The sequence below is a fragment of the Clostridioides sp. LIBA-6622 genome, from assembly GCF_056716095.1.
Genome location: NZ_CP196998.1, coordinates 3,056,595 through 3,072,686, shown reverse-complemented (window position 1 = coordinate 3,072,686; position 16,092 = coordinate 3,056,595). Strand labels below are relative to the sequence as shown.

Annotated in this window: 15 protein-coding genes; 11 read left to right on the top strand and 4 right to left on the bottom strand. The window is 28.3% G+C overall.

From position 1 onward, the window contains the following. Positions 1–56: 56 nt before the first annotated feature. The gene (locus ACTG47_RS14590; protein WP_479925086.1) at positions 57–1,133 is read right to left on the bottom strand and encodes a pyridoxal phosphate-dependent aminotransferase; all 1,077 of its coding nucleotides are present in this window, start codon (positions 1,131–1,133) and stop codon (positions 57–59) included. 228 nt (positions 1,134–1,361) lie between these two features. On the opposite strand from ACTG47_RS14590, the gene hpt reads away from it, so the two are divergent. The 5 genes from hpt to ACTG47_RS14565 all read left to right on the top strand — a co-directional run bounded on the left by hpt (position 1,362) and on the right by ACTG47_RS14565 (position 4,859). Next, positions 1,362–1,889, top strand: coding sequence for a hypoxanthine phosphoribosyltransferase (gene hpt / locus ACTG47_RS14585; protein WP_044213776.1), 528 nt, complete (start codon positions 1,362–1,364; stop codon positions 1,887–1,889). Positions 1,890–1,978: 89 nt separating this feature from the next. Then, positions 1,979–2,908, top strand: coding sequence for a phosphatase PAP2 family protein (locus tag ACTG47_RS14580; RefSeq protein ID WP_479925085.1), 930 nt, complete (start codon positions 1,979–1,981; stop codon positions 2,906–2,908). Between the two features lie 59 nt (positions 2,909–2,967). Next, a complete protein-coding gene (locus ACTG47_RS14575; RefSeq protein WP_479925084.1) occupies positions 2,968–4,194 on the top strand; it encodes a BaiN/RdsA family NAD(P)/FAD-dependent oxidoreductase in 1,227 nt (408 codons plus the stop codon). Between the two features lie 83 nt (positions 4,195–4,277). Beyond that, the gene (locus tag ACTG47_RS14570) at positions 4,278–4,499 is read left to right on the top strand and encodes an alpha/beta-type small acid-soluble spore protein (RefSeq protein WP_003416009.1); all 222 of its coding nucleotides are present in this window, start codon (positions 4,278–4,280) and stop codon (positions 4,497–4,499) included. A gap of 189 nt (positions 4,500–4,688) precedes the next feature. Continuing rightward, complete coding sequence (locus ACTG47_RS14565; RefSeq protein ID WP_003416012.1) at positions 4,689–4,859, top strand: hypothetical protein; 171 nt, start codon at positions 4,689–4,691, stop codon at positions 4,857–4,859. A gap of 92 nt (positions 4,860–4,951) precedes the next feature. Here the strand turns inward: ACTG47_RS14565 and ACTG47_RS14560 are convergent, their stop codons facing one another. Further along, a complete protein-coding gene (locus ACTG47_RS14560; RefSeq protein ID WP_479925083.1) occupies positions 4,952–5,413 on the bottom strand; it encodes a hypothetical protein in 462 nt (153 codons plus the stop codon). 191 nt (positions 5,414–5,604) lie between these two features. Here ACTG47_RS14560 and ACTG47_RS14555 point away from each other — a divergent pair, with 191 nt between their 5' ends. The 5 genes from ACTG47_RS14555 (at position 5,605) to nifJ (ending at position 13,188) form a co-directional block, all read left to right on the top strand. Further along, on the top strand, positions 5,605–6,066 hold the full coding sequence (locus ACTG47_RS14555) for a hypothetical protein (protein ID WP_254176369.1): 462 nt from the start codon (positions 5,605–5,607) through the stop codon (positions 6,064–6,066). Between the two features lie 63 nt (positions 6,067–6,129). Next, positions 6,130–7,872 carry a GAF domain-containing SpoIIE family protein phosphatase gene (locus ACTG47_RS14550; protein ID WP_479925082.1) on the top strand — a complete coding sequence of 581 codons (1,743 nt, stop codon included), beginning with the start codon at positions 6,130–6,132 and terminating at the stop codon, positions 7,870–7,872. A 7-nt stretch (positions 7,873–7,879) separates the two neighbouring features. Beyond that, positions 7,880–8,488: a flavodoxin family protein gene (locus ACTG47_RS14545; protein WP_479925081.1), complete on the top strand. Its 609-nt coding sequence runs from the start codon at positions 7,880–7,882 to the stop codon at positions 8,486–8,488. 72 nt (positions 8,489–8,560) lie between these two features. After that, the gene (pduL, locus tag ACTG47_RS14540) at positions 8,561–9,130 is read left to right on the top strand and encodes a phosphate propanoyltransferase (RefSeq protein WP_169468493.1); all 570 of its coding nucleotides are present in this window, start codon (positions 8,561–8,563) and stop codon (positions 9,128–9,130) included. Positions 9,131–9,648: 518 nt separating this feature from the next. Beyond that, entirely contained in the window at positions 9,649–13,188 is a 3,540-nt protein-coding gene (gene nifJ, locus ACTG47_RS14535) for a pyruvate:ferredoxin (flavodoxin) oxidoreductase (RefSeq protein WP_479925080.1), read from the top strand. A 109-nt stretch (positions 13,189–13,297) separates the two neighbouring features. Here the strand turns inward: nifJ and ACTG47_RS14530 are convergent, their stop codons facing one another. Then, the gene (locus tag ACTG47_RS14530; protein WP_479925079.1) at positions 13,298–13,960 is read right to left on the bottom strand and encodes a methyltransferase family protein; all 663 of its coding nucleotides are present in this window, start codon (positions 13,958–13,960) and stop codon (positions 13,298–13,300) included. 208 nt (positions 13,961–14,168) lie between these two features. Between ACTG47_RS14530 and ACTG47_RS14525 the strand changes: the two genes are divergently transcribed. Beyond that, positions 14,169–14,765, top strand: coding sequence for a TetR/AcrR family transcriptional regulator (locus ACTG47_RS14525; protein WP_479925078.1), 597 nt, complete (start codon positions 14,169–14,171; stop codon positions 14,763–14,765). A gap of 140 nt (positions 14,766–14,905) precedes the next feature. Here ACTG47_RS14525 and ACTG47_RS14520 read toward each other — a convergent pair whose 3' ends face one another. Then, on the bottom strand, positions 14,906–15,838 hold the full coding sequence (locus ACTG47_RS14520; RefSeq protein WP_479925077.1) for a CAP domain-containing protein: 933 nt from the start codon (positions 15,836–15,838) through the stop codon (positions 14,906–14,908). Positions 15,839–16,092: the final 254 nt, after the last annotated feature.

Genomic DNA, 16,092 nt, shown 5'->3' with positions numbered 1-16,092 from the left:
TCAAATAGAGATAACTCATTTTTTATACTTATAAAATTATACAATAAAGTATTTTTTTATTTAAAAATTGATTTAAGAGATGATATTAATAACTTATTTTCATTAGGTTTTAATATACATACCCTAAAAAAATATTCATCTAGACCTTCAAATGAATAGCAATCTCTTATTATTATTTTTTGAGAAATTAGCATGTCACGAAGTGATTTAGCCGTAAATTCCTTTGTTTTGATTTTACACAATATGAAATTGCCTCTAGTATCATACACATTTAAGTTCTTTATGCCTTTAAGTTCTTTAATTAAGTAATCTCTTTCAGTATTCATTAAAGAAATAGTACTTGATATAAAATTGAAATCACTAAACATGATTTCTCCCATTTTAGAAGCGATTATATTTATATTCCATAAATCTAAATTTTTATTTATTTCATTTTTAACATTATTGTTAGATATAAGCCCATATCCAAGTCTTATGCCTGGTGTTGAAAAAAACTTTGATGTACCTCTTATAACAAATAAATTAGAATAATCATCAACTAATTGAGTACAAGAGTATATGTCTGTATCAGTAAACTCTACATAAGTCTCATCAATCATCAAAAAAGAATCTGTATTTTTTAAGATTTCTCTCACTTCTATTTTAGTAAATGCAAATCCAGTAGGGTTACTAGGATTGCAGATTATAACCAAATCATAATTTTTAGAGTTAATAGTTTCTATAAGATTTTCTAAATTTATGTTAAAATTATCTTCTTCTTTGGCAAAATATTTATCTATAGAACAATTAATTTTAGATAGCTCTTTTTCATACTCTGAATATACAGGGGAAAGTAAAAGAGCCTGTTTAGGGTTAATTGTATGTATGAATGATGAGATTAATTCTGTAGCTCCACTGCCAAGGACTATATTATCTATAGAACATTTGCAGTAACTTGATATAGAAGTTTTTAAGTCTATGTAATCGGGGTCAGGATACATAGATACCATATCTATATTGTTTACGATGTATTGTTTGGCTAAACTTGACGTACCAAAAGGATTTATATTCGAACTAAAATCCATAAATTCTTCTTTTGAAAAGCCATACTTACTAGATAAACTATATAAATTAGCTCCATGATTTGTGCTCATAAAAGTACCTCCAAAAATAAAATTATATAATTGATAAAAATAGCTGATTAATATATGTACATATAGATTATAATACAAAGGAATGTTTATTCCAAATTTTTAAGATAAAAAGCAAAAAAGTATGGATAAGCTGTTACTTTAAGTTTAAAAATGATGAAAAATATTTTAATTGATATTTTGGTATGCTATAATATATAGGTTAATAGATGGAAAGCGGGAGGGTACAAGATGTACAAAATTACAGGAAAAATGTTGACAGAAGAACAAATAAAAGAAAAAGTTTATGAATTAGGAAAAAAAATAGAAGAAGATTTTAAAGGTGAAGACTTGTTAGTAGTAGGTATCCTTAAAGGAGCTAGTGTATTTGTTTCAGACTTAATAAGATGTATAGACTTAGATGTAAATATAGATTTTATGAGTGTTACAAGTTATGGCAGTTCAACAGAATCTTCTGGAACAGTTAAAATATTAAAAGATTTAGATGTAGACATCGAAGGGAAGAATGTGTTAATTGTAGAGGATATAATAGATTCTGGATTAACATTAAGTAACCTAGTTGCAGCTTTGAAGACTAGAAGTCCAAAATGTCTAAAATTATGTACTTTACTTGACAAACCTCAAAGAAGAAAAGCTAATATACCTGTAGACTATGTAGGATTTGTTATTGAAGATAAATTTATTGTTGGTTATGGAATAGATTATGCTGAGAAGTATAGAAATTTACCTTATATAGGTATAGTTGAGGATGTAGAATAAGACTTAAATGTGAATTAAAAGCACTAATCTCTAAGGGATTTAGTGCTTTTTAATTAAGTATATAAAATCTTAGTGAAGGAGACATCTATATGGATATTCAATTAAGTATATTATTATTTTTCCAAAATTTAAGAAATCCAATTTTGAACTTTATATTTCTTGTGTTCACAATAAGTACAGAAGCACCACTATTAATATTAATTACAACAATCATTTATTGGTGTATAAACAAGAAATGTGGACAGAAAATATTGTTTGCTATAATTGGAAACTTTGTTGTGAATTTAGGAATCAAAGAATTTGTAAAAGCTCCTAGACCAATAGGAATAAAAGGTCTTGAGTCATTGAGAGTTTCTACTGCTGGTGGTTACTCTTTTCCAAGTGCTCATACTCAAACTGCAACTACATTTTGGGTTAGTATTATGACTATATTTAAAAAGAGATACATTCATTTGATTGGTGCAGTAATGGTGTTAGGTGTTGGTTTGTCTAGACTATATTTGGCAGTTCATTGGCCTATAGATGTAATAGCTGGCTGGACGTTAGGCATATTTTTTACAGTAATATTTGTAAAAATATTTGACTATATTGATGATAATAAAAATTATATTTTTCTTGTGGCTTTACTTATACCATTTGTAATAGTAGCTATATTTTTAAATAGCCCTGACTATTTTGAAAAGTTTGGTATTATAGTAGGGTTTGTATTTGGATATATAGTTGAAGATGTATTTGTTAAATTTAATACAGATAATAATAATAAAATTAATTTTAGTAGCAGGAATAAAAATAGTAAAAATATAATATTTTCAAGAATTTGTAGATTTTTGGTTGGGATAGTAACGATAGGCATGTTATATATTGGCATTAAAGTATTTATTTCAATGTTAATTGTTACTTTAAATCTAAGTGATTCTAATATGAGTATAATTTTTATGAATTTTATTAAGAATACTGTAGTTGTTTTTTATGGAGTTGCAGGAGCTCCTGCATTATTTAAACTTTTGAAGTTAAATTAAGTTAAATTACTTTATCAATAATTTGACTTAAAAAATTAAGGGAAGAAAAGAGTGATTATTTGAAGAAGGTAGTAGTAATAGGTGGTGGACCAGCAGGGATGATAGCAGCATCAACTGCATGTGAAAGAGGATTTGATGTAACATTGATTGAGAAAAATCATAAATTAGGTAAAAAACTTGCAATAACAGGAAAAGGTAGATGCAATATAACTAACGCTTGTGATATAGAAGAATTAATAGAAAATGTTCCTACAAATGGAAAGTTTTTATATAGTGCTTTTTATACTTTTACAAATGATGATGTAATAAGCATGTTTAATAATCTTGGTGTAAAAACTAAAACAGAAAGAGGTAAAAGAGTATTTCCAGAAAGTGATAAAGCATTTGATGTTGTAAAAGCTCTTGAAAAACAACTCAAAAACAAAAAAGTGGATATATTATTAAATTCGAAGGTAGAAAAAATAATATCTAAAAATAATAAAATTGAAAAAGTAGTTTTAGCCAATAAAAAAGAGATTAAGTGTGACTCAGTTATAGTAGCAACTGGAGGATTAAGTTATCCACTTACTGGTTCTACTGGTGATGGATATAAATTTGCTGCTTCACAAGGGCACACCATTGTAGATACAAAACCATCTTTAATTGGGATTGAGGTACAAGAAAGCTTTATAAAAGATTTGGAAAAATTATCATTAAGAAATGTTGAAATAAAAGTGTTTAATAGCAAACAAAAGAAAGTTTACAGTGATTTTGGAGAACTTGAATTTACTAAGTTTGGCTTAGATGGAGCTATAATTAAGTCTGCAAGTTGTAGAATGAAAGATACAACTAAAGAAAATTACACTATATTGTTAGATTTAAAACCAGCGCTAGATGAAGAAAAGTTAGATAAAAGAATTCAAAAAGATTTTGCAAAGTATACAAATAAAAAATTTGAAAAAGCATTGGATGATTTACTTCCAAAAAAACTTATACCTGTAATAATAGATTTGAGTGAGATTAATCCAGATACAGTTGTTCACCAAATTTCTAGAGAACAGAGAAAAAACTTAGTGCATTTACTAAAAAATTTAAAATTTACTGTAAAAAGATACAGACCTATTGATGAAGCTATAATAACTTCTGGTGGTGTAAAAGTAAATGAGATAAATGCAAGTACAATGGAGTCAAAATTAGTGGAAGGTCTATTTTTTGCTGGAGAGATAATTGATATAGATGCATATACAGGAGGATTCAATTTGCAAATAGCTTTTTCTACTGGATATTTGGCAGGTTTTAATTGCTAAAAATTACCTGAATTAAAAATGTTTAAAATCACATAATATTATCAGCAACACAAAATAAATTAAACAGAAGGAAGGTAATCAACATGGCAAGTAACAATAACAACAACAGAACAGTAGTACCAGGAGCAAAAGAGGCTTTAAACCAAATGAAATTAGAAATAGCTAACGAACTTGGTATGAGTAATTATCAACAAGTTGATAAAGGAAACCTTACTGCAAGAGAAAATGGTTATGTAGGTGGATACATGACTAAAAAATTAGTTGAAATGGCTGAACAACAAATGGCTGGAAAAAGCAACAGATAGTTAATAAATAATTATTTATAACTATTAAGCTATTAGTTTAGCTAAAGCTATCTCAAATATAGAAAGTAATTTCTAAATTGAGATAGCTTTTTTTTATTAAATTTTACATAGGTGCATTTTTATGTAATAAATTTTATGAATTTGGATAAAATAATACAAATGAATATGTTACATAAGGAGTGATGTAAAATGAGTAGTGTAAATTTTGAGGATTTAAAAAACAAGTTTATTAATAGTGACTTAGATGAAAAAATAAGAATATACACAACAACAGAAGGATTATCAGTAGAACAATTTAAAGAACTATTAAAATATTATCCAATACAACATTTATCTAAATTAGAAAAAGCTCTTGGATAATAATCTTTGATTAAAAAATTAAAAAGGCAATTTATTTAATATTAAAATAGTTTTTATTAAATAAATTGCCTTTTTATAATAGCTTCATATTATCATATTTTTGATATATAGTTATATATTCTCTCATTTCCAAGCTCAATAGACCCAGTATTAATTAGAGTGACTATTCCTTCTATATCCTTAGAAGTTAAGTATTTATATGGAATCAATAAATTATAACCAGTATCATTTAGTAAGTTTTTTAATTTGAGTATCTGAGAGATGTTGAAACACTTTACAGGCTTAGTAGATTTTTTTCTAGAATTAGATAAATTTTCATTTTGTATTTTTATCAAAGTTTCTATATAGTTTCTATAAGATGACTTAAAGTCGTATTCCTTGATTATTTTTTCATCAAGTATATTACTAATAAAACCTTGAGATAATATATTATCTGCAAATTTATCTGCTGTTAATTTCCCAGATGTTATACCTTTTTGGTATTTTCTAAGTATTTTTTTAGTATAGCAATATATTTTGTTTCTTGTTTCTAAATCAAGTTGTTCTATTTGCACACAACCACTTCCTTTTAATTGTAAAAATATTTATTTTTAAAAATTCATACTTAGCCTATAAAGTTTAACTAACTTATTTACAATAAATACTAAATTATAAAATATTTGTTATTTTTTATTATTACCAAGTATAAAAAATATTATAATTGTAAAACTTACAAATATATGTAAAATATTTAGGAGTGATGAAAATGTTAAATGGGATAATAAAGCTTTTTTATTCTGAAATTGTAAAAACAAAGATTAATAATTTAGATTCAAGTGGATATTCTTTAAGAGATGAGTGTAAAGAAATTAGAAATATAACTTTAAAAATAGATAGTGTATTTTTTAAACTTTTAAAGTTAGTTTTTGGTTCAATATTACTTATGGTAGCTTTTAATTTAAACTTGGTTTTAGGGATGGGGGCATTTTTAGTTGGTGTAGTTTATATTCTATATAAAAGAAATATGGAAGAACAAGTAAAAGAGCATATAAATAATGTAAAGAACAATATAGATATATCTAAAATTACTTTTATGGATGAAAAAGGGAGAACAGGTCTAAATGCATTAATTACATTGCTTCTTATAGGATTATTGACAGGATTTAACTGGATATTAGTTGCTAGTTTTGTCGTTGTTTTTGTTTTTACTATGAAGAATGTATGTTAAAATACTAATAAATAGTTTAATATATAGGGGGAGAAATTGAGTATGACTAATGGCAGTTATAAAATGAAGAATTTAGTGGAAATATCCGCTATGGTGACTGAATCTACAGATTTTTTTAATATAAAAGATGACATAATAGAAAAAATGTTAGAGGTTGTTCACCCTACAAAGGCATGTGTAAATCTATTCTATAAAAATGATTCTAAATATGCCTATTTAGTATGTTCACAAACCTTAGAATATGTACCTCAAATTTTTCCAATCAATAGTCTTAAAGGTGCAAAGATTGATTTTGACACATATCCAGAATATATACATGAAGCTGTAAATGAAAAGAAGATAATATATGTAAAAAATGTATTTGAAGATTCTAGAGCAGAAGGTGAACGAGATTTAGCAAAATCTGAAGGTTATATTGGGAGAATAGTTTTTCCTTTTATAATAAACAATTTAGTTGTTGGATTTATGACTTGTTTTTTAAAAGAAGAGGATTATTTAACAGAACAAGATATAGACTTTATATCTTCTGTTGCATCACTTCTAAGTTTATCAATAGAAATAACTAATAAAAATAATAATGTGCAAATTTTAATTGACAAGTTAAGAGGTTCAATAAGTGCTATAAATGAAGCTACTAAAAAATTGTACCTTAATAAGAGTATAGATGGGTTTTTAGAAAATTTAAGTAAACAAGCTTGCAATATTACTAATAGTAAAGAAGCTTTAATAATTATAACTGGTCATGATAATAAGGATAAAATATTTAGCTGTTACAATACTGAGCAAAAAAAGAAAACTAATTTATACCCTATGCTTGACACGTTTTTAAAGAAAGAGTCACTGGGAGGATACTTAAATAACTTAAAACCATGTTCAAAAAAAGGCATCAACTTGGAAAGTTATATATATTATAAACTTCAAGATAAGAATGAGACTATAGGATGTATAGTTTGTGCAAACAGCAAAAACTATACTAGTGATGATTTAAATATCCTTAGCATATTATCCAAACAAGTTTCTGTTGGGATGCAATTATATGAGCATAATGAAAAAGAAGTAAAGCATAAGGTTCTTGAAAATGAGTTGAATATATTAAATAAACAGCAACAACTTATTATGGACAAAGGAAAAATGGATTGTAATGAAGACAAAGAACTTTATTTTTATCATAAACCAGCAAGAGTAGTTGGAGGAGATTTTTATTATGCTACAAGAGTAGATGATGAGCATATAGTCTATATTGTTGCTGATGTAATGGGACATGGAATGGTATCAAATTATGTTGTTGCGATGATAAAAGGTGCTTTTAAAGTATTATGCAATCAATATAATACTCCAAGAGAAATAATGACACATTTAAATAGCATGTTATATGACGAGTTTGACAAAATGGGTGTATTTACAACTTGTTTAATAGGCATTATAGATACTAAAGAAAATATTATTACAGTATCTAATGCTGGTCACTATAGTCCTGTAGTTGTAAAGAAGGATGGGACAATAGAAAATAATTTAAGTTGTAAAAAGGGGATACCTATTGGGATAATGGAAGACGCTACTTATGAAAATAATATTCTTTTAATGGAAGATTATGCAATGGTATGTATGTATACTGACGGAATTTTAGAGATAAAAAACACATCAAAAGAAGAATATGGTATAAACAGATTAGAAAACTTCCTAAAAGAAAACTTTAAGTTAAATCAGCAATTGATAGTAGAAAATTTAAAATTAGATTTAAAGAAATTCTCATCAAAAGATAATTATGATGATGATATTTTAATAGTTATGTTAAAGGATAGGTAGACTGATTATGGATTTAAATGATAAAAAAGAACTTAAAAGTCCAGAGATTATGATAATAAATGGAAGTCCAAGAAATAATAAAAATTGCAGTTTTATAGCAAATGAAGTAAAGGTTAAATTAGAAGAGAATGGATTGAGTAGTAAAATATTTAGTATATATGATATGGATATTGAATATTGTACAGCTTGTGGATTTTGTGAAAAAACAGGTTTTTGTAAGTTTAATGATGATATGAAACCCTTATATAAAATGTTTGATGAATCAAAAGGAACTATCGTGATAAGTCCTGTGCATTTTGATTCAATATCAGCTAAATTAAAAACTGTTGTTGATAGAACTCAAGCTATATATGCAAGTAAATATGTGTTAAAGAAACCCTCAATTGATAGGAATAAGAAACGTGTTGGTATGTATATTGCGGTAGGAGGTAGTAAATCTTATGATTCACAATTTAAAGGTGGACAGATTGTCATGGACTTTTTCTTTAAGAGTATAAATACTAAACTTTTACACAATATATATTTAAATAATACAGACAATGTACCTTATACAGATAATCAAGAATTTAAAGATATAATATATAAAAATTTAAAGATATATATTGATTCAATATAATTTGATTTTGTAGGTAATATTATGTATAATTGTATTGCAATAATTTAAAATAATTAAAAGGAGGGAATTTCAATGAAATTACCAATAGCATTATCTAATAAACATGTTCATTTAAGTCAAGCTGATATAGACGTATTATTTGGAGCCGGTCATGAATTAACTAAATTTAAACCATTATCTCAACCAGGACAATATGCCTGTGAAGAAAAAGTAGATTTAGTAGGTCCAAAAGGAACTTTAAAAGGAGTTAGAGTACTAGGACCAGCTAGAGCTCACACTCAAGTTGAAATATCTTTAGCAGATGGTTTCCCATTAGGAGTAAAAGCACCAATAAAAGAATCTGGTGATATAGCGGGGACTCCAGGTGTTAAATTAGTAGGACCTGCTGGAGAAGTAGAAATGAAAGAAGGAGTTATAGTTGCTTCTAGACATATACATATGAGCAATGAAGACGCTGCTAAATTTGGTGTAACAGATAAACAAATAGTAAAGGTTAAAACATCTGGACCAAGAGCATTAGTATTTGAAAATGTACTAGTAAGAGCTAGTGATAGCTTTAATTTAGAAATGCATGTTGACATGGAAGAAGGAAATGCAGCAGGTGTTAAAAATGGAGAGTTAGTAGAATTAATAGTTGATTAATATTATAAATGAAGTTTATGCTAGTGGATGCTATATTTGCTAGCATATTTTTTTAAATGTAATAAATTTCTATCTGATAAGTTTAATCTATTAGATTAATTTATAAAATAAAGGGGTATTATGAAAAATATAATAAAAACTTACAAAAATATGATGTAATATGGTAAAATTATATATATAAAAATTTACATATAATAAAGAGAAATATTTTGCTTTTATATTAAATATACACAAATAGATGAAAAAGTTTGAAAAATCTAACTTAATTTATTATATATTGTATACAAAATTATGAAAAAAACTTAACATATTTAATTTAAAAAAAAATCTACTTAAATATGTAATTAATTTACAATTTTCAAAGGAATTTTATCTAATCTGTAGTATTATATTAGAAGATAGAGTATTTGCGCGACTATATGTGTGTTTATATTTTTGTTGTGTAAATTATATGTAAATATAAAAAATAGACTTGTTATAAACAAGTACAATTGTAGCTATCAAGGAGGATACATATTATGGCTAAGTTTATGAAAACACTTGATGGAAATACAGCTGCAGCTCACGTTGCCTATGCGTTTACAGATGTAGCAGCTATATATCCAATCACACCATCTTCAACTATGGCTGAAGTAGTTGATGAGTGGGCATCACAAGGAAGAAAAAATGTATTTGGACAAGAAGTTAATGTTGTTGAAATGCAGTCAGAAGCAGGAGCAGCAGGAGCATTCCATGGTTCTTTACAAGGAGGAGCTTTAACTTCTACTTTTACAGCATCTCAAGGTTTATTATTAATGATACCAAACATGTATAAAGTTGCAGGAGAGTTATTACCAGGAGTATTCCATGTAAGTGCTCGTGCTTTAGCATCTCAAGCTTTATCAATATTTGGGGATCATCAAGACGTTATGGCTGCTAGACAAACTGGATGTGTATTATTAGCTTCTGGTTCAGTTCAAGAAGTAGCTGACATAGCACCAGTTGCACATTTAGCTGCAATAGAAGGTAGATTACCATTTATACATTTCTTTGATGGATTCAGAACTTCACATGAAATCCAAAAAGTTGAATTATTAGAAAATGAAGATTATGCAAGTTTATTAAATTTTGAAGCAGTTCAAGCATTTAGAGATAACGCATTATCTCCAAATCATCCAGTTACTCGTGGTACTGCTCAAAATCCAGATATATATTTCCAAACTAGAGAAGCTTCTAACAAATACTATCAAAATATAGTAGGTATAGTTGAAAAATACATGGAAAAAATGAGTAATTTAACAGGTAGAAAACATAGTTTATTTGATTATTATGGAGCAGAAGATGCTAAGTATGTATTAATAGCTATGGGTTCTGTAACAGAGACAATAGAAGAAACTATAGATTACTTAAATGCTAATGGAGAAAAATATGGTTTAGTTAAAGTTCATTTATATAGACCATTCTCAATGAAACATTTCTTAGATGCTATGCCATCTACTGTTGAAAGAATATGTGTACTTGATAGAACTAAAGAGCCAGGTTCAACTGGTGAACCATTATACTTAGATGTACGTGATGTATTCTATGGAAAAGAAAATGCTCCTATGATAATAGGTGGAAGATATGGATTAGGTTCAAAAGACACTACTCCTTCAGATATAAAAACTGTTTTTGATAACTTAGTTTCAGAACAACCTAAGAATGGATTTACAGTAGGTATAGTTGATGATGTAACTAATACTTCTTTAGCTCCTGCTGAGCCAATTAAAATAGCTTCTAAAGGAACTATAAGATGTAAGTTCTGGGGATTAGGTTCTGATGGTACTGTTGGAGCTAATAAACAAGCTATAAAAATAATCGGTGACCACACTGAAAAATATGCTCAAGCTTACTTTGATTATGACTCTAAAAAATCTGGTGGTATAACTATGTCTCACTTAAGATTTGGTGATACTCCAATAAGAGCAACTTATTTAATAGATGAAGCTGACTATATTGCCTGTCATAAACAATCATATGTTTATCAATATGATTTATTAAAAGGTCTTAAAAAAGGTGGTACATTTGTACTTAACACTATATGGGACCAAGCTGGACTTGAAGAAAACTTACCAGCTCCTATGAAACAATATATAGCTAAAAATGATATAAAATTCTATACAGTTAATGCTGTTAAACTAGGACAAGAAATAGGTCTTGGAAATAGAATAAACATGATAATGCAATCTGCATTCTTTAAATTAGCTGAAATAATACCAGAAGAAGATGCTGTTAAATACTTAAAAGATTCTATAGTTAAAGCTTATGGTAAAAAAGGTGAAAAAATAGTTAATATGAACTATGCTGCTGTTGATGCAGGAATAAATGCTTTAGTTAAAGTTGAAGTTCCAGCTTCTTGGACAAATGCTGTTGATGCAGATAAAGAAGAAGTTAAAGAACCAGAATTTATAAGAAATATATTAAGACCAATGACTGCACAAGAAGGAAATAACTTACCAGTAAGTACATTCAATGGTATAGAAGATGGAACATTCCCTTGTGGTACTTCAGCTTACGAAAAACGTGGTATAGCTGTTGATGTTCCTGAATGGGTAATGGATAACTGTATCCAATGTAACCAATGTTCTTTTGTATGTCCTCATGCATGTATAAGACCAGTATTAGTTACTGAAGAAGAATTAGCTAATGCTCCAAAAGGATTTGAAGCTAAAAAAGCATTAGGTAAAGGATTAGAAGGATTAAAATATAGAATGCAAGTTAGTCCACTTGACTGTACAGGTTGTGGAAACTGTGCTGACATATGTCCAGCTAAAGAAAAAGCTTTAGTTATGAAACCAATAGATACTCAACTTGACCCTGAATTAGATAACTGGGCATTTGCAGTAGATACTGAAAAAGTAGCTCCAAAAGTTGATGTTATGCCTGCAAATACTGTTAAAGGAAGTCAATTTAGACAACCATTAATGGAATTCTCAGGAGCATGTGCTGGATGTGGAGAGACTGCTTACATTAAATTAGTTACACAATTATATGGAGATAGAATGATGATATCTAATGCTACTGGATGTTCTTCTATATGGGGGGCTTCTGCACCATCAACTCCTTATACTTGTAACCATGAAGGTAAAGGTCCATCTTGGGCAAACTCTTTATTTGAAGACAATGCTGAATACGGATTTGGTATGTACACAGCTGTTAAACAAATAAGAGGAAAAATAGTAGATGCTATGACAGAATTAGTTTCTATGGATATCTGTGAAGATGCTAAAGCAGTATTTACAGAATGGTTAGATTCTAGAAATGATGGAGAAGCTTCTAAAGTAGCAAGTGCTAAAGTTGTTGAATTATTAGAAAAACCAGCTTGTGATTGTACAGATGCAAAAGCTAAAGAGTTAGTAGAAGCTATAAAAGATAGAAAAGATTATCTAGTTAAGAGATCACAATGGATACTAGGTGGAGACGGTTGGGCATATGACATCGGTTACGGTGGATTAGACCATGTTCTTGCATCTGGTGAAAATGTAAATGTACTTGTATTTGATACAGAAGTATATTCAAATACAGGAGGTCAAGCTTCTAAAGCTACTCCAGCTGCTGCTATGGCTAAGTTTGCTGCAGCAGGTAAGCAATCTAGAAAGAAAGATTTAGGAATGATGGCTATGACTTACGGAAACGTATATGTAGCTCAAGTTGCTATGGGTGCTGATAAAAACCAATTTATTAAAGCTGTTCTAGAAGCTGAAAAACATGATGGACCATCTTTAATAATAGCTTATGCTCCATGTATAAACCACGGATTAAAAGAAGGTATGGGAAGAACTGTAGCTAACGAAGCACAAGCTGTTGCTTGCGGATACTGGCATTTATACAGATTCAATCCAGAAGTAAAAGCTGAAGGTAAAAACCCATTCACTTTAGACTCTAAGGAACCAACTGCAAGCTTCAGAGATTTCATACTTGCACAAGTAAGATACTCTGCTATAGCTAAACAATTCCCAGAGCAAGCTGAAGGATTATTTACTAAAGCTGAAGCTGATGCTAGAGAAAGATATGAAGGATATAAAAAATTAGCTGAATAATATTAAAGTATTATAAGCTTATATAAAATATAGATTTGATAAAAAGAGGCTATCTCAAAGTAGAGATAAGCCTCTTTTTTATTGTTGAAATGATGAAAATATATTTGATTTAACATAAAATATTAAAGTTTTGTTTACATCTTTTGAGTATTTTTTTTAGTGATATTTTAGGAAGAAACATTCCAGTTTTTTTACGATAAGCAATATAGTTATTTCCAAATTCATTTATCATATCATTCTCTTCTTTTTTTGCTAATCTATAATATACAACTACTAATATAGGCCACATGATTAAAAGAGGAATAGTTGCCCATTCAAATATCATGCCAAGAGTTATTAGTAAAAATCCTGTATATTGTGGATGTCTTATATGCCTATAAATTCCTGTAGTCACCAATATTCCTTTTCCATCCTCATATTGCCAATATTTTTTATATATTGCTCTCCAACCCCAAATTACTAGTAAAGCGCCAATGATATTTAAGATTATACATATGTACATTCCAAAGTGACCAATATATTGATTTAGTGTATGTCCCCATAAGATGCCATCTGGTAATTGTTTGCCAAAAAACCATGCTACAAAGTACATACTCATTGGTATACCAAACATTTCAAGAGCATAGGCTATTATAAATGCTAGATAAGCTGTAGTAGGTTTTCTTTGACTTTTTTTGTAAAAAGGCAGAAAGAATAGAAAGACTCCATATATTAGTATCCAAATAGTTACGCCATCCCAATTACCATAATGTAAAAGTGCCATATCATTCATAAAATTACCCCCAAAGATTTAAATAGTATTAACTTACCTTAGAAAAATAAAAAAATTTTAATTATGTATTGAAAAATAGTGTTATATTAATAAATCTATTAACAATATTTTTCGACCGGTGGTCAGATTTTCTTTATTGTATCATGTTTTCGACCAGTGGTCAACTTTTTGAGCCTATGTTATAATACAATATAAAGGGGGTGAGTATATGGACAAGAAAGAATTGATTTTAAATGCTATGCAGGAATTATTAAAGGAAGAGAAAGGGGCAACTTGTTCAGTTAGTGATATTGCAAAGAGAGCAGGTATTGGAAAAGGGAGTATCTATTATTATTTTAAGTCTAAAGATGAAATCTTTGATGCAGTGGTTGAACGTACTTATAAACAAATTATAGATAAATGTAAAGCTATTGTGGATAAAAGTCAATTAGATTCAATATCAAAATTAATGTTGTTGTTTCAAAGCTACGTTACATCAACTGTTGAATCATCTATTGACGAATATTTGCACCAACAATTTAACGCTTCAATTCATCAAAAATCTCTTGCAAAAATACTTACTTCACTTTCTCCTATTGTAGCAGAAATCTTTCAACAAGGAGTTAAAGAAGGGTTATTTGAGTGTGAATATACATTAGAAATTTCAGAAATAATTTTATCTGTTTTTACATTTTTACTTGACCCAGGTATTTTCACTTGGGATAAAGAAGAAAGAAACCATAAATTAAAAGCATTAAGTTTAATTTTAGAAAGAACTTTAATTGCACCTAAAGGAAGCTTTGATTTTTTTACGAATGATTTTTAAAGTATATATTACTAAATGATGTTTATGTTGTATCTATTTGTATTTAATGATTTTGAATATAGATACAAAAGAGTATCTCATTTGTGATTTTATTTAATCATTTAGAGATACTCTTTTGATTTATATGCTAAAAGAGTATTTTATCCTACAAAGATTTGTGTCCAATAAAGTGAACCACCACTTTTTTGTGCTACTCCAACACCTATTTTACTAAAATTTGGATTTAGTATATTTTTTCTGTGACCTTCAGAATTCATCCATGCATTTACAACTTCTTTTGGAGTTTTTTGACCCATAGCTATATTTTCACCAGCTGTTTTATAACTTATCCCAAACTTTTTCAACATATCAAATGGAGAACCATAAGTTGGAGAATTATGTGAAAAATAATTGTTATCAATCATGTCTTGAGACTTCTTAGTAGCAACATTTGATACAGAAGAATCAAGTGTAAGAGGATTTAATCCAGCTTTAGCTCTTTCTATATTTACTAAATCAACGACTTCTTTTTGGTAAGCTGAAAAATTTCCATTTGTAGAATCCGAATTATCATCTTCAGGTTTATTAGATTCTGAGTTGTTGTTATCCTCAGGTTTGTTAGATTCTGAGTTATTATTGTCCTCAGGTTTATCAGTAGAGCCTGAGTTATTATCGTCTTCAGGCTTATTAGTAGAGCCTGAATTATTATTGTCCTCAGGTTTATCAGTAGAGCCTGAGTTATTATCATCTTCAGGCTTATTAGTAGAGCCTGAATTATTATTGTCCTCAGGCTTATTAGTAGAACCTGAATTATTATTGTCTTCAGGTTTGTTATTGTTGTTACAATTCTTGTCATTATGGTTCTTATCTTTGCAAGAATTATCTTTATCAGGCTTAAGCTCTGGTTTTACAGAACAATTTGGTTTTGCTGAAAACTTGTATTTAGTATTGCTATATACTAAACTTTTGTTACTTAGATTTACATTATTTTCAAGTGATGAAGCACTTGCAGTAACAGCACTAGATGCTGTAGCTAAGGTTAACACTCCCAATGCTAACATAGTTTTTAATTTTGTTGGTATATTTTTTTTCATTATACACACCTCTCAATCTAAAAATTCTAAAAATGTTACTAATTTGTAACCTTTAGTGTAGGGGGTACCCGTGCATCTATACTAACATAAGAATAAGCATTTTTTCACTGTAAAGATATGTAAAAAGAGTATGCATGGAATAAATAGGTATATTTAAGAAAGATTAATAAGTTGCATCATAAAGCTACATAGTATGAAATCACTAGCTTTGAAAAAAGTGTATTTTTATAATAATTTTATAATGTAAATTTGTG

Bases quoted from the DNA above. Each gene is read 5' to 3' on its own strand.
- nifJ (WP_479925080.1), top strand. From the start codon at position 9,649: ATGGCTAAGTTTATGAAAACACTTGATGGAAATACAGCTGCAGCTCAC.
- pduL (WP_169468493.1), top strand. From the start codon at position 8,561: ATGAAATTACCAATAGCATTATCTAATAAACATGTTCATTTAAGTCAA.
- ACTG47_RS14565 (WP_003416012.1), top strand. From the start codon at position 4,689: ATGAGTAGTGTAAATTTTGAGGATTTAAAAAACAAGTTTATTAATAGT.
- ACTG47_RS14525 (WP_479925078.1), top strand. From the start codon at position 14,169: ATGGACAAGAAAGAATTGATTTTAAATGCTATGCAGGAATTATTAAAG.
- ACTG47_RS14590 (WP_479925086.1), bottom strand. From the start codon at position 1,133: ATGAGCACAAATCATGGAGCTAATTTATATAGTTTATCTAGTAAGTAT.
- ACTG47_RS14550 (WP_479925082.1), top strand. From the start codon at position 6,130: ATGAAGAATTTAGTGGAAATATCCGCTATGGTGACTGAATCTACAGAT.
- ACTG47_RS14570 (WP_003416009.1), top strand. From the start codon at position 4,278: ATGGCAAGTAACAATAACAACAACAGAACAGTAGTACCAGGAGCAAAA.
- ACTG47_RS14520 (WP_479925077.1), bottom strand. From the start codon at position 15,838: ATGAAAAAAAATATACCAACAAAATTAAAAACTATGTTAGCATTGGGA.
- ACTG47_RS14530 (WP_479925079.1), bottom strand. From the start codon at position 13,960: ATGAATGATATGGCACTTTTACATTATGGTAATTGGGATGGCGTAACT.
- ACTG47_RS14555 (WP_254176369.1), top strand. From the start codon at position 5,605: ATGTTAAATGGGATAATAAAGCTTTTTTATTCTGAAATTGTAAAAACA.
- hpt (WP_044213776.1), top strand. From the start codon at position 1,362: ATGTACAAAATTACAGGAAAAATGTTGACAGAAGAACAAATAAAAGAA.
- ACTG47_RS14545 (WP_479925081.1), top strand. From the start codon at position 7,880: ATGGATTTAAATGATAAAAAAGAACTTAAAAGTCCAGAGATTATGATA.
- ACTG47_RS14580 (WP_479925085.1), top strand. From the start codon at position 1,979: ATGGATATTCAATTAAGTATATTATTATTTTTCCAAAATTTAAGAAAT.